Raw genomic sequence first — 23,213 nt, forward strand, 5'->3', positions numbered from 1 at the left:
TTCTGCCAAATCAATCTGCTATTTCATTCGACGGCTGAATCACTCGGTCGAAGCGACCGAGGATTCTACCCCGCTGATGATAGATTACAAACAACTCGGCAGGCCCAATGTCGACACATAACCGTAGGGCAGAACCCTTGGCGAGATCGCGACAGCGAGCTTGCGGCGGTTCTGCCAAATCAATCTGTCATTTCACTCGATGGCAGAATCACTCGGTCGAAGCGACCGAGGATTCTGCCCTGCTGATGATATACTACAAGCAATCCGGCAGCCCGAGGCTCGATCCGGTGATAAACAGGTAATCAATCAGATCCGTTATGTCACCAATCGTGATGTCATCACATACCGCATAACCGACCGCCGATTGGTTGACATCGGCCTCATCAAGGCAGGGCAGGATACCGTCGCAACTGCCCGTCACAAACTTGGCGTCTATCAAAGTAGTTACGTCGCCGATAGTCGGTTCGTCGTCGCCGGAATAGTTGGCGTCGCCGACCCGGCCAACACAGCACGGATCAAATCCGTCGCAATCCTGATCGATCCCGTCGCCACGAATCTCCGGGGCGCCGGGATATCGCGAGGGGTCATTGTCGCCGCAATCACAGGCGGCGCCGAAGGTATCCGAGTCCGCGTCGATCTGATCAGGATTGTCCACTGCCGGGCAGTTGTCGCACGCGTCGCCGACTCCGTCAGTATCGGCGTCTTCCTGCTGGGGATTGCCGACAGAAGGACAGTTATCCGCAGGGCAGGTATTGGCCGCAAAACCCGGGTTGCCGTAACCATCGTAATCGGTATCGGTGCAGGGGTCGCAGGCGTCGCCCACGTAGTCGCCGTCGAGGTCATCCTGGGTCGGGTTGGGCGTTTGGGCGCAGTTATCCTGGTGATCCTCGATCCCGTCGTTGTCGTAATCCACTACGGCCGCGACCCGTGCGCGGATCAGAAAATCGAAGTCCGTCATCAGATCGTAGGAGGCTCCATCGCCGGAGAAGTACGAGTTTCCGGAGATGGGCCGTCGGTCTGAATACGGCACCGCGTAAACGTCGGGACCAAAACCTACATCGATCAGAAACGCCTGGCCGATGGTGAGGTTCTTTGATGAAGACAGCGCGATCTCGTATAACCGGCTGACCGGCAACGAGGGGAACGAGCCGCTGGTGGTGAAATTGAGTCCGGAAGGCGAACCACCAATCATATCATCGAAGACTCTGACAGAATAGCCGACCGGGTTATTAGCCCGCACCCCGGCTTGTACCGCAACCAGTTGTCCGTCACCGGGTGCCGTAAACCGAACCGCACCATACGTGACTTGGGGCGAACCATAGCCATAACCACCCATCCATGAAAAGTTGTCATAGGCAACTGTATACCCGAGTAGCTCCCTCTGAGTCATCGTCGCCGACGCGTTATCTCCAGGTCCCAGTCCGATGTAGAAGACAGACACGCCGGTCGGATTGCCGAAAACATCGTGCGAGGTAGGATTGGAATAAGCGTTAAATGCGGTGTTGAATGTTGAGCCGGGGTAAAAGTCACCAGCGTCCATGAAGCTAGACCGACTGTCAATCTGATTGAGCCCGTCGGCCTCTTCCAAATCGACAATCCGGAAGTCGTCCACCGAATTGCCCCCGCGTGTTTCACTGTTGCAGTGCCAGATCAGGATCCCCTCGCCATAGATGCCGCCGTCGAAACCGGTCTGCGTTCTGTTTTCCAGCAGGAAGTAGCGGCCGCCGCGATACGGGTCGTCCCACAGTTTGTACACCGTCGGGTTGGTCTCCACCGGCGGAATCTCCACTGACATTGTGCCTATCACCTGAATAGGCGTGAGCCACCCGAGTTGCTCTTTACACCATGGCGACATGTGAGTAGGCCGATGTTCGGTCGACGAGCTCCAACCCGCGCCCCAGCTACCCAGCCCCATCAGGCAGTACGTCCCGACACCGAATGATGAGTTATCGCCATCGTACAAATCAGGCAGACCGAGGACATGCCCGAACTCATGGCAATAAACGCCGATCGGTTTAATAGCATTAGTCGACCCGTTGCCGCGCTCGCCGCCCTGAATGGTATAGGCGTCGATCTGGATAAAGCCGCCGCCCGTACGCGCGTCGTTGGTTGTATAAGGCGAACCGGATCCGTATCGCAAGTACCAAAAGTGCGCCCAGAAGTTGTCGGAATCACCACCTGATGCGTCACCGTCGGGGAAGATCACCACCAGAGCGTCTACGTAGCCATCGTCGTCACCGGAATTGGGAAATCCGTCCGGTCCGTCGTTGTCATACTGGGCGAAGTTGATTGCCGGGTCGCCGACTCCCAGGATGGAGTAGATGAACCCGGACACGTTAGTGGGGAAGTCGCTGCCAAAGCCGTTGTCGCCGTTGACGTAGTACGCCTGTGTCTGCGCCGCCGTATAGGGTCCGTAGACGGTCCCCGTGATGGCGAACTGGTTGTAAGAGACTTCTGTGTAGTAGTCTGTCATGCTTCCGGTCGGATTGGCGCCGAACAAATTGGTCTGGAACTGTGCGCTCGAGAAAATGTGGGCATTGTTGGAGTAGGAGCCCATGATCACGGGGATGTTCCAGGTGGGGGGTGGGGGACCTGCCTGCAGCCCGCCTTCCGGCGCGTCTACTCTGGCCCGTTTGATCTCCTGAAGCCTGCGGGCAATTCCTGATTCGCCGTAGGAACGTGAGATCTCGCGCAGTGCGTCGCTCACGTGAGTCGGCATCTCGACAGTCGCATCGGGCGGGGCTACGGCAAGAGCCGCCGCCGGAGCGAGAGTAATCGCGAGGCCGATCCAGAGGATTACCGCTCGTCGCATGTGATTTACTCCTGTCCGGACAGTTTGATATGACCATTCAAGTATAGACTCTGCAGGTCGTTTTTGCAAGCGATCTTGGCACCAATGGACTGCGGTGACGAGTTCCGGGTTCACCCGCTGGTGTCGGGGGAGCGCTACCGCGATAGAATTCGGCCTATGTTCACGTCGACGACAGAGTGAAACTGAGGCCCTCGATTTGGCTGGCATTTGTCTGGCGGACTTGAAGCCAGTCCGCCCTACAAGACTTTGCGGGTTTGAATCAGGCCCGCCCTACAATCTCTGCCAAAATGGCAGTTAACTGCCAGAATATCAGAAAAAACCCCAACTTTTTCCTCGGAACCACTTGACAACTTCCGAGTTAAATCTACATTGAAGACGCTTAGCACTCATTCAAGATGAGTGCTAACAAGTGCAGCAAGGATCGACAGATTTACAGAAACTCAATAAAAGGAGAGTCAAGATGAAAATGAAACCGCTTGCTGACCGAGTCGTGGTCAAGCCGCTCGAAGAACTTGAAGTCAAGAAAGGCGGCATCATCATCCCCGATACGGCCAAGGAAAAGCCGATGCAGGGTGAGATTGTCGAAGTCGGGCCGGGACGGCTCACCGACGACGGCAAGACGATTGCCATGCAGGTCAAGAAGGGCGACCGCGTCCTTTACGGTAAGTACTCGGGCACCGAGGTTTCTATCGGCACCGACGAGTACCTGATCATGCGCGAGTCAGACATCTTCGCGATCATAATGAACAGCTAACGACAGAACGGGAGAATATTACTATGGCTAAACTGATTGAATTTGATGCCAAGGCTCGCGCGCACTTGAAAATCGGTGTGGACAAGCTGGCCGACGCAGTAAAAGTGACACTCGGCCCGCGTGGCCGTAATGTCGCTATCGACAAGAAATTCGGCTCACCGACCATCACCAAGGACGGCGTCACCGTAGCGAAAGAAATCGAACTCGAAGACGTGTTCGAAAACATGGGCGCCCAGATGGTCAAGGAAGTGGCGTCCAAGACCTCCGAAGACGCCGGCGACGGCACCACCACTGCGACCCTTCTGGCCCAGTCGATTTTCCGCGAGGGTCTCAAGAGCGTGACCGCCGGTCATAACCCGATGTCGATCAAGCGCGGTATCGACAAGGCGGTGGTGACGGTGAATGACGCCATAAAGAAGATGTCCAAGGAAGTGCAGAACAAGGAAGAGATCTCACAGGTCGGGACAATCTCGGCCAACAACGATCGCCAGATCGGCGACCTGATCGCCGAGGCGATGGAGAAAGTCGGCAAGGACGGCGTGATCACGGTCGAAGAGTCCAAGACCGCCGAGACGAAACTCGAAGTGGTCGAGGGGATGCAGTTCGACCGCGGCTATGTCTCGCCGTATTTCGTCACCAATCCGGATTCTATGGAGGCCATTCTCGAGGATCCGTACATCCTCATTCACGACAAAAAGATCTCCAGCATGAAGGACCTGCTCCCGCTGCTGGAGAAAGTCGCCCAGTCCGGACGGCCGCTGATGATCATTGCTGAGGATATCGAGGGCGAGGCGCTGGCTACGTTAGTGGTCAACAAGCTTCGCGGTACACTCAAGGTCGCCGCGGTGAAGGCGCCCGGTTTTGGTGATCGGCGTAAGGCGATGCTCGAGGATATTGCCACCCTCACCGGCGGCAAGGTGATCTCGGAAGAGATCGGTTTCAAGCTCGAGAATGCGGTGCTAAGCGATCTCGGTTTGGCCAAGAAGGTGACGGTCGACAAGGACAACAGCACCATAGTGGAAGGCTCCGGCAACAAAGAGGACATCAAGGCCCGGATCGCCCAGATCAAGAAGCAGATCGAGGATACCACCTCGGACTACGACCGCGAGAAGCTCCAGGAGCGGCTGGCCAAGCTGGCCGGCGGCGTGGCGGTTATCAATGTGGGCGCCGCGACCGAGACCGAGATGAAAGAAAAGAAGGCTCGCGTTGAGGACGCTCTTCACGCGACCCGCGCGGCGGTCGAGGAAGGGATCGTGCCGGGTGGCGGCGTGGCCATGCTTCGGGCAATCCCGGCGCTTGACGCCATCAAGACCGACGACGAGGAGATGGTGGGCGTGCGTATCGTGCGCAAGGCGCTCGAGGAGCCGATCCGCTGGATCGCGCAGAACTCGGGTGTCGAGGGCTCGATCGTGATCAACAAAGTGGCCGCTGAGAAGGGCGCGTTCGGCTACAACGCTCTCACCGACAAGTACGAGGACCTCTTCAAGGCGGGCGTGATTGACCCGACCAAGGTCACCCGCACCGCTCTGGAGAATGCGGCTTCGATTGCCGGTCTTCTGCTGACTACCGAGGCAGTGGTGGTCGAGAAACCGGAGGAGAAGAAGGCGATGCCTCCGATGCCCGGTGGCGGCGGTATGGGTGACATGTATTAAGTCGACCGACCGTTACGTGGGCGGCAGACCTCCTGGACTGCCCCAAACTGTGCCCGGCAGATGTCCTCATCTGCCGGGTTTCGTTTGGATGGGCGATTCCTGTAGGGCAAACCCCTTGGGGTTCTGCCAGAGAAACGCCCGGTCGGAAACGGCCGGGCGTTTCTTGTTAATTAGAACCGACCGGTAGATCGAGCCATTCGGCGATACTGCGGGGCACCTTAGTCTCCACCCACCGCAAGCGGTGGGGCACCCGGCTGTCGCGAGCGGCCCAAGGGTTCTGCCCTTCGATCACCAACTCAGGGCTGCGTTTCTTCTCGGACGGTGTCGTGCTCGACCAGCAGGCCACGGTTGCGGGCCATGGTGCGAAGTAACCTCCGAAACGGCACGTGAAAACAGTCGTTCTGGCATTCCAGCCAGTCCTCGAGCCTCACGCAATGAGCCTCGCAGCTCGCCGTGCCGGCGAGATTCACATCCGGAATCGTTTCATCCATAATAGGGATGAAGCGCACAGCCGGTATGACAAAGGTTGTTCGGCATCCCTCAACGTCGTGGTGGAAGTAGAACAGGTTCGTGGTAAGATCGGCACTTTCGAAAGTAAGTCCGAGAGGTCGAAGATCAGGATTGGACAGGAAATCGGCCAGAGAAAACCGTTGCAGGCAGCTTGGGCATTGTATCGAAAATTCCTTGTGCATCTGAGTTGGTAGCCCCGTTGTCACTCTGTTAATCATATCGGAGGAGTTGGGGAAGATGTTTAGGACAAAACCCAGCTTGTGTAAGAAGGTCACGGTAGGATTCCGGACGGTCGCCGGCATTTTTTCTAACCGGTTGACAGGGAGCCTATGACGGCCATAATTGCCCCATGTCCCGGCTGGATCAGTTTCTCAAGGTTATAGCAAGCGAATTCCCGGCTGACCGCTTAACCTGGCAGAAGCGTCTGCCGACCTTCCATCCCGAATCTGCTGCTGATGCCGCATCGCTTTTCAGGTTGGCCGTCCGCGAGAAGCAACGCCTGTACATCACTGGATTTGGCAATAATATTGACCCGGTCGGTGAACGGTTTGCCGACATGGTCATTGTTCGCACCGACCGCCTGAACGACATCCAGGAAACCAGCAACGCCGACCTGTTCGTCCGAGTCGGCGCGGGGTATCCGTTGCGGGAATTACCGGTTGAACTGGGGCCGAAAAAGCTGTTTTTGCCGCATGCGACGCTGCCGTACGTGGGCTCGTCGGGCGGTGCGGTCGCGGTCAATCTGACCGCGGAGCTGAATGGACATGATCTGCCGCTCAAGAAGTACTTCATCCAGGCCGAGGTTGTCACGCCTCAGGGTGAAGTGGTTCGACCAGGATCCGTCTGCTTCAAGTCAGTATCCGGTTACGATATCGTGAAGATCTTTGCGTCATCGTGGGGCCTTCTTGGTCTGTTGGTGAGCGTGACCTTTCGCGTGATGCCGGGAAGCGCCGCTGCGGAGTTTACCTCGATGAAAATGAAACCGGTTGACCGGCGGCACTTTCTGTCAGGGCTTGACGAATCGAATAACGATGCGGATGCAGTCTACTCGCGCAAGTTGAAGGCGAGGTTCGATCCTTACGGTATCCTGCCGATTGTGTGAGAATGGGAAAGAGGGAAACTTGCGGAGCGATTTATGGTTGGATACAGTACGGCATGAGCCGGACATGGCCGGCGCTCCTGCCGTGCACAAATGGATGCCCCGGTTGGATCGGGGAATGACAGCTATAGTGAGGTTGACATGACCAAAGCACCAGAAAACTCGACCGTCGCCGTCCTGGGCGCGTCCACCAACGAGGAGCGGTTTTCATTCAAGGCGGTGCGGATGCTCAAGGAGTATAAACATCGGCCGATCCCGGTTCACCCGGCGGGGCACACGGTCGACGGCGTCCCGGGGTTGAAGTCTCTGACCGACATAAAGGAGCCGGTTCATACGGTAACCTGCTATGTGAACGCGAAGATCTCCGATGGCGAATTCGATAACATCACCGCCCTTAAACCCAGGCGGGTGGTTTTCAATCCGGGTGCGGAGAACGAGAGCCTGGCCGCGCGGCTGGAGCGCGAGGGGATCGAGGTGGTCCGGGAGTGCACGCTGGTTATGCTTCGCACCGGGCAGTTCTGAGCGACAACTCTCACTCGTACTCCCGCGCCCGCTCGAAATCGCGCAGAAGCTTCTTCATCTGTCCGGCGTCCTTATCCCCGACGGCGACTTGGCTCAGCGACTCGAAAGTGTCCTCCAGGTACGCCGTCGAAATCGAGCGGAGCCCCAGGCTGTCGTCGATAAGCTCCATTACGAGAGTTCTGTGAAATTCCTGGGCGTCCAGGAGTATCTGCGCGACAACGAGCGGTGGAGCAGTACCGACATCCGCCCTGACTGTTCGCATCACCTCGCAGAAGGCGGCGATCATCTCCCCGGCGCAGAAGTAAGGATCGTAAGCTCTCCTGCGCGACCAACTCTTGATTTCCGTAAAACACTTCTTTACCTCGGCCCTCACCAACCGCTCGCCAAACACGGACAGCGCCCGGGGAGCCTCGGGAAGATCGCTGTGCGGCCTGCCGCGGCCGCCCAGGGCGGTGATGTCGGGAACATCCCTGAGCAAAAGCAGGTCGGCGTCGAGCGGCCTCTCAAAGAGTGAGTTGATCGCCCGCCTGGGTATGGTCGTTGTCTTTGGCGCGGCTTTGTCGACGAGGGCCTTATCCGGGACGGCGAGCCCTCTTAACTGGTCCCAGCAGATCGCGGCCGCTACAATGTGTTTGCAAACATAGCCGGTTCGATTGAAATACGCGCACTCGCACGTGCGGCTGATTCCGTTAGCGACATATTTTAGAGTAACGTCGTAGCTTTCTGTGCCCAGAACCGTGGCCTGTACCCGGCGATCGTCGTGGCTTTCGATTTCAACACGCCCGGTGCGGGCATACTGCTCGCCGCGCATCCAGACGTCGCGATCAGTCTGCGTCAGCAGCATTGCAGTAGCAGGCTTCATACTGAGGGCAATATACTGACGTTGCGGATTCGGCAAAACCCCAATGGTGGCTGTCCCAGAGGCTGTAGTTGTCGGTTCCGGGATGGAACCCGGAGGCGATACCTGAACATTCGACATGGCGCCTGGCGTACCTCCCGGTGCACCCGGGCCCTGGGAGCGAACCGGATATTCTGCTGCGCAAGGAATCGGGGTGGACGAGGCCCCCCGATCGAGTCGGGGACAGGCTGCACCACGCACAGAATACGGTGGGGTACCGAGGCGGTAGGCCACCCACCTCGATCCGGCCTGTGCCCCGAAACTAACCTGCCCTACTATTATTCGAGCACTTCGAACACTTCGGGCAGGAAGTCGATCATGTCGCCGGCGATCATCGCCCTCGGTGTAAACTTATCGGCCGCGAGATCTCCCGCAAGGCCATGGATGAACACGCCCGCGCCTGCGGCTTCGAACGGGTCGTCACATTGAGCCAGCAGTGTTCCGATAATGCCCGAAAGCACGTCGCCGGAACCGCCGGTCGCCATACCGTGGTTCCCGGTGGGATTCAAACAGCAGCGGCCATCGGGAGCGGCCGTCACTGTCGGCGAACCTTTGAGAACGACAACGACACTGTGGTCTATCGCAAACCGGATTGCGGCTTCGGCGCGGGCTTCGATTTCCCGCTCTGTCGGCGGTGTGCTTCCGCACAGGCGCGTGAATTCTCCCGGGTGAGGTGTAAGCACGAGCGGCGCCTTGCACTCGCACAAGATATCGACATGCCCCTCGAAAGCGTTCAGGCCATCAGCATCGATAATCGCAGGCTTGTCCAACCCGGCAACGAGCCGCCGCATCAGCTCCGATGTCTCATGGTGCCTCCCGATACCGGGACCGAGAATCACGGAGTCGTGCTCGGCGATCAGTTGCCGAATCTCGCCGAGTCCGCGCAAGGCGAACACGCCCTTGTTGCGCACATCGGGCATCGGGCGGGTCATCACCTCGGTCAGCTTTGCAGCCAGAACCGGTTGAGTCGACTTTGGGCAGGCGAGCTTAGCCAGTCCGCACCCGGCCCGCAAGCTCGATAGGGCCACCATGGCGGCCGCGCCGGTCATGCCGGTCGATCCGGCGACTGTGAGCACGCGACCGAAATCCCCTTTGTGTCCGTCAGGTTTGCGAGGCGGCAAAATCGACGACACCCATTCAATTGTCGCCAGGCTGATTCTGAGATTGAACTTTGCGATAACATCATCCGGGATGCCTATCGGGATGATCTCAACATCGCCGCTTGCCTCCCGCCCCGGCGAGAGAAATAGCCCGAATTTGGGAAGCGCGAGCGTGTATGTGTAATCGGCCTCGATCACCGCACCCTCGCAATCGCCCGTGTCGGAATTCAAACCGGACGGCAAGTCAACTGCCACGATTATCGTCCCCAGATCATTGATATACCCGATTATGTCGGCGGCGATACCTCGTGGTGCGCCGGAAAAGCCGGTTCCGAAGACCGCGTCGACTGCCAGATCGCATTCCAGCATCTCCGGGAGATCTGCAGTCGATTTGACTTCAGTCATCGTCAGCTTAAGATCCTCGGCCCGGTCGAAGTTGAGCCGGGCATCTGCTGATAACTCCCTCGCTGGACCGATGAAGAAGATTTGTACGTCCACACCGGACTGGGCCAGATGGCGCGCAATCACGAAACCGTCGCCACCGTTGTTTCCTTTACCGCAGAAAACGCATACATGGGCTGATTCCGGACGAGGCAGCAGATCGGTGAGGATGCGCAGGGCGATGCCGCTGCCGGCATTTTCCATGAGCTTGTCAGAGGGGATACCGCGATTGTCGATCGCCTCGCGATCGATCTGGCGCATGGTGGCCGATGTTACCAGTTTCACATCGCCGCTCCGGGGGGCTTGAAATCACGCGTTATTACGGCAGGCCCGGTCCGGCTGACGACTTTCGCCCGGGCTTATCCAGCGCGAATTTAATAGCCGACAGGACGTCAGAAAAGAACTTAAACTTCAGTTTCTTTCTTATTTCCGGGGCGATCTCGGAAATGTCTTTGCGGTTTTCTTCCGGCAGGATAACCGTCTCGACCCCGGCGCGGGCCGCGGTGAGAAGCTTCATTTTGAGGCCGCCGATCGGCAACAGCTCGCCGCGGAGGGTGATCTCGCCGGTCATAGCCAGGCATGACTTCACCGGTGTCTGGGTTAAGAGCGATGCCAGCGCTACGGCCATGGTTATTCCGGCGGAGGGGCCGTCTTTAGGAACGGCGCCCGACGGCACATGGATGTGAATCTCGCGATTGTCGAGAGGGTTTTCCGGCAGGCCGAGCGCCGCGGAATTGGAGCGAATGAACGACAGCGCCGCCTGGGCTGACTCTTTCATGATGTCGCCGAGATGTCCGGTCAGGGTCAGGCTGTGCTTGCCCGGCATGGCCGTAGCCTCGACAAATAAAATGTCGCCGCCCACGGCGGTGTACGCCAGGGCCGGTACTACGCCGATATGACCGCGACGGCTGAGCGCCTCGCGCGTGAATCTGCGCGGGCCCAGATGCTTGGCAATTTCTTTCTCGTCGACAGTCTGCCTGGCTTTGGAACCGGCAGCGACGCGGCGCGCGACCTTGCGAGTCACGGCGGCGATAGATCGCTCGAGGTTTCGCAAGCCGGCCTCGCGAGTGTAACCATCGATGAGCGTCCGAATGGCGGCGTCCGTGAGTGTGAGCTGGCTCCTGGAGAGGCCGTGATTGGCCAGTTGCTTGGGAATCAGGTGGCGGCGCGCAATCTCCAGCTTTTCCATGTCGGTGTAGCCGGGAAGGCTGATGAACTCCATTCGGTCCTGGAGCACCGGCGGGATCGGGTCAGCCCAGTTCGCGGTGGTGATGAACATCACCCGCGAAAGATCAAAAGGTACGTCGAGGTAGTGATCAGAAAAGGTGTCATTCTGCTCAGGATCGAGCACTTCGAGCAGGGCCGAGGCCGGGTCGCCGCGGAAATCGGAGCCGAGCTTGTCGATCTCGTCAAGCATGATAATCGGGTTGTTGGAACCGCACCGTTTGATGGACTGAATGATCCGCCCCGGCATAGAACCGATATAGGTGCGCCGGTGGCCGCGGATTTCGGCTTCGTCGCGCATTCCACCTAGCGATACGCGCGCGAACTGCCGCCCCATTGCACGGGCTATCGACTGGCCCAACGATGTTTTGCCCACTCCGGGAGGGCCGAGGAAACACAGTATGGGACCCTTAACATCGGATTTCAATTTGCGCACCGCCAGATACTCGAGAATGCGGTCTTTCACTTCGACTAAGTTGTAATGGTCTTCGTCGAGAACTTTCTTGGCCTTTTTCAGATCGAGCCGGTCCTCGGTGGACTTGCTCCACGGCAGCGTGACCAGCCAGTCAAGATACGTTCGCGAGACCGTGTACTCCGCTGATGACGGCTGCATGTGAGTGAGCCGCTCCAGTTCCTTCCGGGCCGCTTTCTCGGCCAGCTCCGACATGCCGGCGGTTTTGATCTTTTCCTCAAACTCGGTCAGTTCGCTCTGGTCGTCAGCGTCGCCGAGCTCTTTCTTGATCGCCTTGAGTTGTTCGCGCAGGATGTAATGGCGCTGCGACTTGCCTAGTTCGTTTGCGGCCGATGCCTGGATCTTCTGCGAAAGTTCGAGCACCTCGATCTCTTTATTAACCATTTGAAACAGAATCTGCGCCCGACGAGCGATATCCACCTCGGCCAGTATCCGCTGCCGCTGCTCGGGGGACATGTTGAGATTCGAGGCGATAAAGTCGGTCAGTTTCGACGGCGTATCCTGGTTCATCGCCGAGACATGGAATTCCTCATTGAGATACGGCGCCAGTTCGACCAGCTTCTTGAGTCGTTCCATCAGGCTGCGCTGGAGAGCTTCCATCTTGACCGGGTCGCCAATGCGCTCCTCCAGTTCCTCGATCTCGGCGGTCAGATGCGGTGATTCCGTGATAAACCGTTTTATTCGAATTCGTGCCAGCCCCTGGATCAGAAACCGCACCGTGCCGTCGGGGAAGCGCAGCATCTTGAGGATGTTGCCGGCAGTGCCGATGTGATGGAGGCCGTCGGGTTTCGGCCGCTCCTCGTTGGGATCTTTCTGCAGGAACATGCCCACCCGCGAACCGCGCATCAGCGCCTCATCCACCAGTCGGGTTTGCTCCGGCTGCTGGATCATGAGCGGCACCACCAGAAACGGATACACTACGGTGCCGCGCAGCGGCAATATGGGAAGCACGTCGGTGCCGACATGCGGATCGGTATCTATCTTATCCATGATATTGGTCAAAACGTCCTCGTCTTACTTACCGCTGTAGCATAACCCGAATATCGGTCGCATTGCGCAATTTCTGAACAGCACCCCAGGGCGCAAACGCGTCCGGCCACAGGAATTCCCGTGGCTCTGGTGTAACGTCTTCCACGACAGAAAGTTCCATTTTCAGATATTGAACCGAAAGAGAATGACATCGCCGTCCTGCACCACGTACTCTTTCCCCTCGAGCCGCTGTTTGCCGGCGGCTTTGATGGCGGGCAGGGTTTCATACCGGTCATAATCCTCGAACGCAACAACCTCGGCGCGAATAAAACCGCGCTCGAAATCGGTATGGATTGCCCCGGCCGCTTTTTGCGCCGGCGTGCCGCGAGGTATCGACCAGGCGCGGGCTTCCGGATCTCCGACCGTCAGGAACGATATTAAGCCGAGCAATCTATACGCTCTCTGAATGACCTGCTCGGTCGCCGGTGTGGCAATACCCAGTTCCGCCATGAACTGCTTGCGTTCATCAGCCTCTAACCCGACCAATTCGGCTTCAATCTTGCCGCACACCGCGATTACGTCCCGCTTACCCGTAGACATAATACTCGAATACTGAGCGACAACAGAATCACTTTCGGCCAGGGCGTTCTCGGCCAGGTTCAGCACGATCAACATCGGCTTCTGGGATAGAAACTGGTAGGCCCTAAGGTGCTTGGTGTCCTCGTCGCTCAACTCGCAGTCGAGCAGCGGCTTCTCCTGGTCGAGGGTTTCGAGGCAGCGCCGTAAGACGTCGAGCTCTTTGGCGCCGGACTTGTCACCGGTCAGCTTGGTTTTGCGCTCTCGCTTTTCGATTATCCCCTCTATCAGGACGTGGTCCAGAAGGATTATCTCGTCAACCAGCGCCCCGATATCACTTTCGGGGCGCGACCCTGGTGTGAACGCGTCGACCACCATCAGGAATGCGTCGGCCTGGCGGAAGTCTTCGCTCACCTCGAATGCGCCGCACTCTTTGCCACGCCCGGTAAGACCGGGAGCATCAAGGAACTCTATAGTGGCGTACGTTACTTTGCGCGGGCCTGCAAGTTGCGCCAGGCGATCGAGACGCGAATCCGGCACTTTTACAAGCGCTCGGTGGACTGCTTTGCTGAAATCGCCCACCGCGGCGTGTTGGCCCGCGACCGCGTTGAAGATCGTGGTCTTGCCCGACTGCGGTTTGCCGATAATCGCCAGTCTCATAGGCGGGCATGGTACTGCATTTAGTGGCTGTTTTCAAGCTGGATTGGAAGTTGGTAGATCGGCGGGCGTTCTTGTTTGGTGAGCGGTCCGCCGCCGGCGGATCCTTGTCTGTCCTCGCTTCCCGCGTCACAACTCTCCGGGCAGACCAGGAGGTCTGCTGCGCACAGAATATGAGTGGTTCATGCTCGATCCGGACCGATGTTACTTCCACAGTGACTTGATCAAGCTGGCGAGGGAAAAAAGCCTGCGTGGATCGCCGGTCTCGTCAACGAATGAAGTGACTTGCTGCTGAAGGTACCTGCTTCGACGAACCCGTCCGGCCAGGAGATCGCTCAGCCAGGGATGGGCCAGCCACTTCTCGGCGATCGCATACCCGTAATACAGCGGCCGCTGTTCCCGGTCGATGCGACTGGCGTATTCTTGCAATACAGAGATTTTATGCTCTCGCAACGCGTGGTCAATCACTTCACCGGCGATCCGTCCGGAATGCATCGCCTTGCCGATTCCCTCGCCCGTGAACGGGAATGTCGTGCCGATGACCTCGCCGATACACAGGACGTTCTTGTGGACAAGGCTGTGGTATCCGGTAAGTCCACACCGAAGCGGCGCGCCGCGAAACTGGCTGACCTGTGTGCCTCTAGCAACGACCTCTCGTGCTATCGGGAATTCCTTGATGAACAAATCGGCGCAGGTTTGAAGATTGTCGGTTCTGAGCGCTCCATCGCGAGTGATTATCCCGCAGCCTATGTTATAGCGTTGCTCGCCGACCCGGTATACCCACGCATACCCGGGCAGGAGTGAACGCTCATAGGCCAGGATTATCTCGTCGAGCGGGCAGTCGGACTCAAAATAGGCGCGGATGGCAACCGCGCTTGGTGAGCGCCGCTCGATAAGCCCGAGTTTATCAGCAAGATTAACCGATGCTCCGGTGGCCAGAACAACAACTTCAGCATGAAGGGAATGGTCAGATCCGTCAACATTAACGTCGCAAGTGAGTTCGCCGTTTCTTATATGAACGACTTTGCCCTGAACAAGTACCGCGCCGGCGGAGACTGCAGCCTGAGCGAGTATGTGATCGAATTCGAGACGACGCAACCCATAGAAACGGCCGGGAACAACGAAGTCAGTCCGACCTGGGCTGAAGATTCGCACCGCTCGATGGGCGACCGCACGCTCTTTCACGTTTTCGAGCAGGTCGATACTTTGAAGCAGGTCAACAGCGTCCGGGATAAGCAGATCGCCGCAGACCTTATCGCGTGGAAACGCGGCCTTATCGAGCAGCAGTACTTTATGACCGGCGCGGGCCAGTGTCAGCGCGCAGATCGCGCCGGCCGGACCGGCGCCGACGACAATGACCGGCCACGTATCGTTTCCAGCGTCCTCTGTTGACGACTGCGGCAGGCGAGTCATACGCTGATATGCTTTTGACGAAAGGTATGGTTAGAGGACTACTTCACCAGCGACCTGAGTACCCTCAGGTTCTCGATATCCTCGGTCAGTTCCTCGTCCTTGGGCGTCTCCAGAATCATCGGAATCTTCTTCAGGCGTCTGTCATTCACGAAGTTGCGGAACCCGTCCAGCCCGATATGCCCCTTGCCGATGTGCTCGTGGCGGTCCTTGCGCGATCCGAACTCTTTGAGGCTGTCGTTGACATGGATGATTTTCAGGCGGTCCAAACCGATCACGTCATCGAATCTCTTCATGGTCTTCTTGTAGTCCTTCGGGTCAGTTATCGGATACCCCGCGGCAAAGATGTGACACGTATCCATGCAGACGCCGATACGCGCCTTAGCCTCGACTTTGTCAATCATATAGGCCAACTGTTCGAAGGTGCAGCCGAGATTGCTCCCCTGCCCGGCGGTTGTTTCAAGGAGCAGGCAGGTTTGGCCGAATGGGACGGTGTCAAAGAGCTTGTTGACATTCTCGGCGATCAGGTTCATGCCGGGCTCTTCGCCGGAGCCGACATGCGAGCCGGGATGAAACACGAGATTTGGAATCTTCAGTGTCTCGCACCGCTCGAGCTCTTCTTTTAGCGCTTCGAATGACTTCTTGTTCAGGGCTGGATCGGGCGAGGCGATGTTTATCAAATAGCTGGTGTGTGAGACCGAGACCGTGACACCGGTGAGCTCGATCTGACGGAAGAACTCGTCGATTTCTTTGGTTTCGAGTTTCTTAGCCCGCCACTGGTTGCTCGATTTATTGAACATCTGGATGGTGTCACAAGTCGCTTTCTGGCCCAGGATGACGGCGTTAAATACGCCTCCGGCGATAGATTCGTGCGCTCCAAAAAACATGCGGCCTCACTGCTTTTGACGTACTCTCTTGATACGCCGCAAGATAGAAACTCCGGGGAGCAAAAACAACGCCCTTTCCAATTTGCATTTTCACTGACAGCCCCTGTCAGTGGCTTATAAAAGTTTTGCGGCGGAGGTAAAGTATGAAAACGAGCGTAACCATTCGCGACACCGGAATCTCGATTGTTAGCGTACTTCGCTCAATCAGCCAGGGGTACTCGTACGATCAGATTCTCAAGGCCAATCCGGGCCTGATCATGAGCGACATCATGGCCGCCGCCGATCTGGCCCGGCAGGTGATCGAGGCATTTCAGGACGACCACGAGCAGGTCGAAATCCACGCCGAGATCAGGTTTGCGTTCACCCGGGGTGAGTTTATCTCGCTCAACCAGCTGCGGCAGAAATATCCCCGGGCGTATGTTTCGTGGACTGAACGCGAAGATCAGAACCTGACCGACATGTTCCAGAAAGGGGTCAAGATGGCCGATATGACGCGTCAGCTTGGCCGCCAGCCGGGGGCTATCCAAGTCAGGTTGCGCCGGCTCAACCTGATACAGTGACCGGGCCGTACCGGCTGAAAAACCGCGTCATTCGGACGTTTTGGCGTGGTTCGCCACCTGTTGGACTACGGCTATAGGTGGGGAAGTTTGCCCACGAATTCGTTCGCAAATGTCTGGCGGGCATCCCACCTGTTTACGTCCCTTCGAATCGGCGGTCTCCGGGCGGAGCGGCTAATTACATGCCAGGTCAAAGGTTGGCCGGGTCTGCAGTCGCCGGTTGCCCGTTCCTGCCCGTTCGGCAAGCAGCTTACATACGTTTCGGCAGAGCAAAGGACCAAGTATATGAAGATCAAAAACTTTGCCGATCAGTTCGGGATCACGCTGCTCGAAGTCATGACCGCCATGATTCTCATCAGTTGCTCTCTACTGATACTCCTGCACATGGCCATGACCGCGCTCGACGGCAACGACTGGTCCCACAGGACCACAGTCGCCACCCAGGTGCTTCAGGAAAAGCTGGAACATTTGCGTGGGGGCGGCACGGCCGCTCTGGTCAGCGGCAGCGATACCACCCACGGGATGATCCGCACCTGGACCGTGACCGACCAGGGCAGCCATCTTCGGCGTGTAGATATCCGCGTCGACTGGGACGACATCAAGGCCGGCTCACACTCGAACGCACTTACCGCCTACATCTCAACCGACTCGTTATAGGAGTCGTCATGAAAACGCAATCAGCTTCCGTTCGAAACGCTCGCGGCTTCACGCTGATCGAGGTCCTGATCGCCCTGATCCTGACCGGACTGGTGACAGTGGCTATCATGAACACGTATGTGACGCAACATGAGAATTACATCGTGCAGGACGATGTCACCACCATGCAGCAAAGCTCGCGGGCCAGTATTGATGAGTTGACTCGACAGATACGGATGGCCGGGCATCATTTGCCCAACGGGCTTGCCGCAATCGTGGCCAGCAACACTAATCCGGATACCATTACGATCACTTATCACGGCAATGACTGCGAGACTTATCTATCGGACCCCATGCCGCAGCCGTCGGCCGAGCTGAAATGCGGCAGTGACATCTCGTGTTTCCGGCCGGATCAGTGGGTATACATCTACGAGCCGGATTCAGCAGCAGGCGAGTGGTTTAAGATATCCGAGGTTCAGACGGCTGCTGGTCACCTTCAGCACCGCTATGACCCCAAGGAACTCAGTCGGAGATACGGCGCCAACTCGATAATTCTGTCGCTCAACCGTGTGAAGTTCTTCGTGGACAACACTACCGCCCCGGACAACCCCAAGCTCATGCTTCAGATCGGTTTTGAGCCGCCGGTGATCTACGCCGACCGGATAACTGATTTACAGTTCCGGTATCGGTTGGCCAACGGATCAATAGTTGATGAGCCGGTGCTGATTACTGACATCCGCGAGGTGCTCATTGCGATATCGGCCGGTTCGGGTCTGCCGCCTCTGGGCGGTGACCCGGCGAAAGACCGAACGTATACGTCGTCGGTCAGTCTCAGAAATATCGGAGTTTAGCAGGAGAATCTGTTATGCTCAGGAATATGCTATCACAGGAACGCGGTGTGGCGGCGTTGCTGGCTTTGCTGATGATCGGGATGCTCTTGCTGATCGGTCTGGCGGCGCTGTCCACGAGCGATGATGAAGTCCAGATAGCCGGCAACGAGTGGCACGAAACCAAGGCGTTTTACGCAGCCGAGGCCGGCCTGCAGGTGGCCATGTCGGCGCTTCAGACCGAATACGACAGCACCGGTGTGCCGCCGCTCGTGCTGCCGTCGGGTCAGGTCACGCTCAACGGCTGCGTGACAAACTATGGCTCAAGCGACAATGGCCCGGCGGTGATGCGGCCGCTCTCGAGCGGAAGCCTGGCCGGATTGCATGCGCTGGTCAAGTCATTCAGTGTCGATGCCAGCGCGGTAAGCCAGGCGGACAACTCCCGCGTGGACCTGGCGGAATCTTTCGAAGTGGCGCTCGTGCCAATCTTCCAGTTCGCCGTCTTTTATGATAATGATCTCGAAATCGCCCCGGGGCCGATGATGACGCTGACCGGGCGCGTTCACACCAACAGCAACCTCTACCTGCAGTCCAACGTGAATCTGCAGATGGACAGCTACATCTCGGCGGCGGGCGAGATTCATCACGGCCGCAAGGGGCCGGGCGGCGCAGGCGCCGGTGACGTGCAGATCAGGGACGCCGCCGGAAATCTCGTTTCGATGCGCATGGGCGGGAACTGGCTCGATGCCGACTACAGCAACTGGTATGATTCCTCGCTCGGCCGCTGGAACGGCCGGGTCAAGGACCAGGCGCACGGCCAGCAACGATTGAATCTGCCCCTCTCCAATAGCGGCAATCCCCATGCGCTAATCGAACGGGCCGCCGGCAACCCGGATTCGTACGAGAATAAGGCGACGCTGAAGCTCATCGACGGTGTCGCGTGGCGGAAGATGGAGAACGGCTCGTGGCAGGATGTGACCGGGGCGATGATCGCCGACGGCGCGCTGGCGTATCGATCCGACGGGTTCACGGACCAGCGCGAGGGCGCTGCTGTCGATGTCACCGAACTGGATGTTGAGAAGATGTACGCCGGCGGCTACGCACCGCTGAACGGCGTGGTCTATTTCTCGGACGAGCCGACCTCATCGGCCGATTGGCCTGCCCTGCGGCTGGTTAACGGTGATGTGCTCGACGACGGCCTGACCGTGGCTTCGGAAAACCCGCTCTACACGCTGGGTGATTTCAATTCGAACAATAAGAAGCCGGCCGCGCTGATGGCTGACGCCATCACGTTTCTGTCCAACTCCTGGGTCGACAGTCTGAGCAACCGGAACAAAGCGGTGCGCCTGGCCCGCCAGACCACCGTAAACGCCTCGTACCTTACCGGCAACGTGGAAACCACCGCCTCGGATTACAACGGCGGATTTGAGAACTTGCCAAGATTTCTTGAAACCTGGACCGGTGTCAATTTCAACTGGAAAGGTTCGGCGGTTAATCTGTGGAATTCACAACAGGCCGACGGCACCTGGAACGGAACCTATTACAGTCCGCCGAACCGGGTGTGGCAGTATGACACCGACCTCAATGACCCCAACAAACTGCCGCCGGAAACGCCCATGATACGGGTCTTCCAGCGCACCGGCTGGACGCAGAGATACGTGGGTTACGCCGGGTCGTAAACCACCGGTTCAAGCCAGGCACCCGACGCAACTTGGGCAGGGCCGGTGCGGGTCGCCACTACTCGATGCTTAGATCAAAGGGCATGCGGGCCAGGATTGCACCTTCGGTGGATACAGGAAGCAACGGCAGCTCGCCTTCGGGCGAGTTGCCCTTTCCGCTTAGCATCGCCATCACCTGTTTCCAGAGCGAAGCGCCCGGCAGCAGAAACAATGGACGTTTTTGAGGGTAGATTTCGACTCGGTACCTCTCGAGACCAATCTCGGCGGCGAGATGATCGAGCGCCGGTTTGATGCCGCCGGTCTGGTCGGCGAGACCGCACGCCACTGCCTGGCGGCCGGTCCACACACGACCGCGAGCAAGCTGGTCAACCGAGTCCTCGGTGAGTCGCCGACTGGTCGACACCAGCGACACAAAGTGATCGTAGAACGCCTGCAGGTGGGACTGATACTTTTCGCGCTCCTCCGGAAGAAACGGACGCATGGTGGAGAGCATACCGGCGTACTGCCCGCGCGTGTACAGTTCCTTGCCCAGCTTGATCTTCTCGTACAGTCCGCTCAGATCGAGCTTACCGCCGTAGATACCTATCGAGCCGGTCACGGTTGCCGGGTTTACAAACAAACGCCGGCTCGGGGTGGCGATATAGTACCCCCCCGACGCGGCCACGTTGGCCATCGACACCATGAGCGGTTTCGTTTCCGCAGCTTTGGCCGCGGCGCGGTGGATTTCCTCGCCCGCCAGCGCCCAGCCGCCGGGTGAATTTACTCTAAGTACGATTCCGGCCACCTCGGGATTGCGCCAGGCTCTTTCGAAAGCCTGCGCCATAGGCCTCGGTCTGACGCTTGATGACGGTTCCGGCCAGCCATCATTGCCGCTGTCCTGTGTGATTTCACCGTCGGCCACCACCACGGCGATCACCGGCGTCGGTTGCCAGGAGTCGTTGACGAGGGTATCGGACTGGTAGCGGCGAAACGAAATCGATGGCAGCCCTGCGAAGTAGTTCCTGGCGACCAGGTCCCGATAGCACAAGCCGTCCACCAGGCCGTACCTTAGAGCCTCGTCCGACGTGAACGGGCCGCGATCTATCATGTGGCGCACGGAGTCGGCGGATAGCCCGCGCCCGTCCGCAATGGCCGCCACGAACTGCTCGAACAGATCGTCGAGCAGCGCGTTGATCTGTTCGCGGTTTTCGTCGCTGGACGACTCCCTCGTATACGCCTCGGGCGCACTCTTGTACTCACCCACTCGAAGCAGCTCAATCCTGGCCCCGACCTTTTCCAGCGTGCCCGCCCAGAACGTCAGTTCGGCGCGCAAGCCGACTAGTTGCAACTGGCTCACTGGAGGGATAAGTATCGAATCGGCGGCACTCGCCACGTAATAGCCGAGATTGTTCGGCGCGCCGAGATGGCAGATGATTCGCTTGCCGCGCGAGCGAAAGTTCTGAAGTGCGTCGCGCAGTTCCTGGGCCTGCCCCATGCCGAGAGCGAGACGGTCGAGATTGAGTTTCATCGCACCGATTGAGCGGTCATCAGCCGCACGGTAGATATCCGTAATCAGGGACAGAAACGGCACGGATCGCGGTCCGAAAATCGGCTGCGGCGGATTCTCGGCAACGGTTCCGCTGATTGTCAGGTCGAGCCGCCGCGGGTTCTCCGGGATCAGCGACGCCTGCCGCATATTCGTGGCGCCGACAAACATTGTCGTACGCCCGTTGTGGCCCGCTTTGTCGAAGCGGCTGTGCGAACCCACAAAGTACTTGAGCAGGTTCGCCCGGAGACCGATCTGGAAGTTGCCGTCGGAATCCACCCAACTGTTGACATACAGTCCCGGTGTGGGAATTAGCTCGGCATGATAGACGAATTCCGCCTCGCTCAGGTTCTGTCGCGACGAGAGAAACACATCGGCAGCGACCGTCAGAACCTGGCCCAGCGGCCGGTAGCCCAGTGAGTAGCGCTGTTCGGTAGCGGTTCTCTCGCCGTCTACCCGGCCCCGGTTCAGGTTGGAAAAAACTGCCCCGACTGCGAATGAGCCCATTCCTTGCGTGGCGAAACCCAGATTCCACAGATGACGGTTGTTATAGATACCGGGGCCTTTGCGAAAATACCGATACGAGGTGCCGACATTGAGAGTCTGCCCCAGTTTCAAACCCAATGATGCTAGCCATTCATCGTAATCTTCACCGGCGGGATTGTCGACATGCCGCACGGCTGTCGCGGCGCCGTCGCGATAGAACACCGTCCCCCAACTCTTGAAGTAATCACCCGCGTAATAGTCGGCCATGATCTCGAAGCCGGTCATGCCGGTACGCCCCAGGCCGGCCGGGTTATTCCAAGCCGATTCGAGCCCATAAGTGGTAGCGGCAGGACGGTAATAGAACACACCCTCAGGCAGGGGGATCCGCCGGCTATCATCGGAGCCGTATGCGGACGTAATGAGAAGGAATGAAAGAACCGGTCGACACCAGCGCCACGGATTCATGTTACTCTCCCGCCTTTCCGCGTATGAAGATGTTCCCTTTGCCTTTCACCGAGCCGCGGATATCCACTCGTCCGTCTCCAGCTACGAGGTTCAGCCGGTTGTGCTCTACCAGATCGGGGGTGAAGGAAAAGTTGGAAGCCTCGATGATCCCGTCGTCATCGACCGACAAAGTGTAAAACGCGGAGAGCGTGTCGGGCACCGAGATTTCGATATCCTCCTGACGATTGCTGATGACCAGTTGGCCCTCGTCCATCGAAGTGATCTCAACCGCCACCGGCCCCGACGTCCCCCGGATATAGCTGCTGGAGCCTTTGGCCGTCCACTTCTCGATACTGATCCGGCCGTAGCTGTTCCTCACGTTTAGCGTGCCCACCACACCGACAATGTCGATATCGCCGCCGTCATTACGAAAGCGTGCCTGCTCATCCGGGCACGATAGATTTTCAACGAGGAGTGACGAATTGGAAGTCACGGCGGAGACCTGTCCCTTGATATCGGACAGGGTGACGCGCCGATTGGCTGTGCTCACGTTGAGCCGTTCGGTAATCCCGGAAATCTCCATCTTTCCCAGAGACTCGGGGATATCGAGCGCCCGCAGCGGACCACGCGCGGTTAGGTCGTAAATCGGCGCCTCGATCTCCAATTCCGCGCCGCTCGGTACGATTAACTCCAATTCTACCATGCCGGCGTAGTCGGTGCCGCTCCACGGCGCTGGGTTGGGCGCGCGCATTTTCACTACCGGGGTCTCGGCACGCCCCTCTGAAACGACCGAGATCAGATCGATGAAGTCAATTGCCTCCGACCGGCTGGACGCTTTGGCCACCTTGCGATACTCCACCACCAGGCTATCTGCGGTGTGCGTAACGATTTTGATGCTGCCGGAAAGGTGAACCGCCGACGCGACCTCAATCTTCGCCTTCGGCGCAACCGGCCGGGCGATACGGATCGTCTCGGTGGCATAGGTGCCGGACTCGCGCTCGATTACTTCCTGGCCGAGCAAGGGTGAAGCCACCACGGCCAGGTAGAGAACCATCAGCAAAGAGTACCTCGTCATC

18 protein-coding genes are annotated in these 23,213 nt (G+C 58.3%); 8 read left to right on the forward strand and 10 right to left on the reverse strand.

The genetic code is table 11. The annotated features are described in order from the left end of the window. Positions 1 to 253: 253 nt before the first annotated feature. A complete protein-coding gene (locus AB1772_07760) occupies positions 254 to 2,812 on the reverse strand; it encodes a M6 family metalloprotease domain-containing protein (GenBank protein ID MEW5796244.1) in 2,559 nt (852 codons plus the stop codon). A 460-nt stretch (positions 2,813 to 3,272) separates the two neighbouring features. On the opposite strand from AB1772_07760, the gene AB1772_07765 reads away from it, so the two are divergent. Both AB1772_07765 and groL read left to right on the forward strand, forming a co-directional pair. Then, complete coding sequence (locus tag AB1772_07765) at positions 3,273 to 3,566, forward strand: co-chaperone GroES (protein ID MEW5796245.1); 294 nt, start codon at positions 3,273 to 3,275, stop codon at positions 3,564 to 3,566. 23 nt (positions 3,567 to 3,589) lie between these two features. After that, positions 3,590 to 5,218, forward strand: coding sequence for a chaperonin GroEL (gene groL, locus AB1772_07770; GenBank protein ID MEW5796246.1), 1,629 nt, complete (start codon positions 3,590 to 3,592; stop codon positions 5,216 to 5,218). A 296-nt stretch (positions 5,219 to 5,514) separates the two neighbouring features. Here the strand turns inward: groL and AB1772_07775 are convergent, their stop codons facing one another. Further along, a complete protein-coding gene (locus AB1772_07775) occupies positions 5,515 to 5,910 on the reverse strand; it encodes a hypothetical protein (protein MEW5796247.1) in 396 nt (131 codons plus the stop codon). 167 nt (positions 5,911 to 6,077) lie between these two features. Here AB1772_07775 and AB1772_07780 point away from each other — a divergent pair, with 167 nt between their 5' ends. Together AB1772_07780 and AB1772_07785 are read left to right on the forward strand one after the other, a co-directional pair. Next, positions 6,078 to 6,830 carry an FAD-binding oxidoreductase gene (locus tag AB1772_07780; protein ID MEW5796248.1) on the forward strand — a complete coding sequence of 251 codons (753 nt, stop codon included), beginning with the start codon at positions 6,078 to 6,080 and terminating at the stop codon, positions 6,828 to 6,830. Positions 6,831 to 6,968: 138 nt separating this feature from the next. Then, complete coding sequence (locus AB1772_07785; GenBank protein ID MEW5796249.1) at positions 6,969 to 7,349, forward strand: CoA-binding protein; 381 nt, start codon at positions 6,969 to 6,971, stop codon at positions 7,347 to 7,349. Positions 7,350 to 7,359: 10 nt separating this feature from the next. On the opposite strand, the gene AB1772_07790 is transcribed toward AB1772_07785, so the two are convergent. The 6 genes from AB1772_07790 to AB1772_07815 form a co-directional block, all read right to left on the reverse strand. Further along, complete coding sequence (locus AB1772_07790; GenBank protein ID MEW5796250.1) at positions 7,360 to 8,211, reverse strand: SWIM zinc finger family protein; 852 nt, start codon at positions 8,209 to 8,211, stop codon at positions 7,360 to 7,362. A gap of 314 nt (positions 8,212 to 8,525) precedes the next feature. Next, on the reverse strand, positions 8,526 to 10,073 hold the full coding sequence (locus AB1772_07795) for an NAD(P)H-hydrate dehydratase (protein MEW5796251.1): 1,548 nt from the start codon (positions 10,071 to 10,073) through the stop codon (positions 8,526 to 8,528). A gap of 34 nt (positions 10,074 to 10,107) precedes the next feature. Further along, positions 10,108 to 12,474, reverse strand: coding sequence for an endopeptidase La (lon, locus tag AB1772_07800; protein ID MEW5796252.1), 2,367 nt, complete (start codon positions 12,472 to 12,474; stop codon positions 10,108 to 10,110). 162 nt (positions 12,475 to 12,636) lie between these two features. Then, positions 12,637 to 13,689, reverse strand: coding sequence for a DUF933 domain-containing protein (locus AB1772_07805; GenBank protein MEW5796253.1), 1,053 nt, complete (start codon positions 13,687 to 13,689; stop codon positions 12,637 to 12,639). A gap of 201 nt (positions 13,690 to 13,890) precedes the next feature. Next, positions 13,891 to 15,099 carry a geranylgeranyl reductase family protein gene (locus AB1772_07810; protein MEW5796254.1) on the reverse strand — a complete coding sequence of 403 codons (1,209 nt, stop codon included), beginning with the start codon at positions 15,097 to 15,099 and terminating at the stop codon, positions 13,891 to 13,893. Between the two features lie 38 nt (positions 15,100 to 15,137). Continuing rightward, a complete protein-coding gene (locus tag AB1772_07815) occupies positions 15,138 to 15,983 on the reverse strand; it encodes a deoxyribonuclease IV (GenBank protein MEW5796255.1) in 846 nt (281 codons plus the stop codon). 143 nt (positions 15,984 to 16,126) lie between these two features. On the opposite strand from AB1772_07815, the gene AB1772_07820 reads away from it, so the two are divergent. From AB1772_07820 to AB1772_07835, 4 genes are all read left to right on the forward strand, one after another. Then, positions 16,127 to 16,543 carry a DUF433 domain-containing protein gene (locus AB1772_07820; protein ID MEW5796256.1) on the forward strand — a complete coding sequence of 139 codons (417 nt, stop codon included), beginning with the start codon at positions 16,127 to 16,129 and terminating at the stop codon, positions 16,541 to 16,543. 282 nt (positions 16,544 to 16,825) lie between these two features. Further along, positions 16,826 to 17,197, forward strand: a complete 372-nt coding sequence (locus tag AB1772_07825; protein ID MEW5796257.1) for a hypothetical protein — start codon at positions 16,826 to 16,828, stop codon at positions 17,195 to 17,197. An 8-nt stretch (positions 17,198 to 17,205) separates the two neighbouring features. Beyond that, complete coding sequence (locus tag AB1772_07830; protein MEW5796258.1) at positions 17,206 to 18,027, forward strand: prepilin-type N-terminal cleavage/methylation domain-containing protein; 822 nt, start codon at positions 17,206 to 17,208, stop codon at positions 18,025 to 18,027. Positions 18,028 to 18,041: 14 nt separating this feature from the next. Beyond that, complete coding sequence (locus AB1772_07835; GenBank protein MEW5796259.1) at positions 18,042 to 19,682, forward strand: hypothetical protein; 1,641 nt, start codon at positions 18,042 to 18,044, stop codon at positions 19,680 to 19,682. A 58-nt stretch (positions 19,683 to 19,740) separates the two neighbouring features. Here AB1772_07835 and sppA read toward each other — a convergent pair whose 3' ends face one another. Together sppA and AB1772_07845 are read right to left on the reverse strand one after the other, a co-directional pair. Further along, entirely contained in the window at positions 19,741 to 22,158 is a 2,418-nt protein-coding gene (gene sppA / locus AB1772_07840) for a signal peptide peptidase SppA (GenBank protein ID MEW5796260.1), read from the reverse strand. Between the two features lies 1 nt (position 22,159). Beyond that, positions 22,160 to 23,212: a hypothetical protein gene (locus AB1772_07845; GenBank protein ID MEW5796261.1), complete on the reverse strand. Its 1,053-nt coding sequence runs from the start codon at positions 23,210 to 23,212 to the stop codon at positions 22,160 to 22,162. Position 23,213 lies beyond the last annotated feature (1 nt).

The organism is Candidatus Zixiibacteriota bacterium (assembly GCA_040752815.1).
Lineage (GTDB): Bacteria > Zixibacteria > MSB-5A5 > GN15 > FEB-12 > JAGGTI01.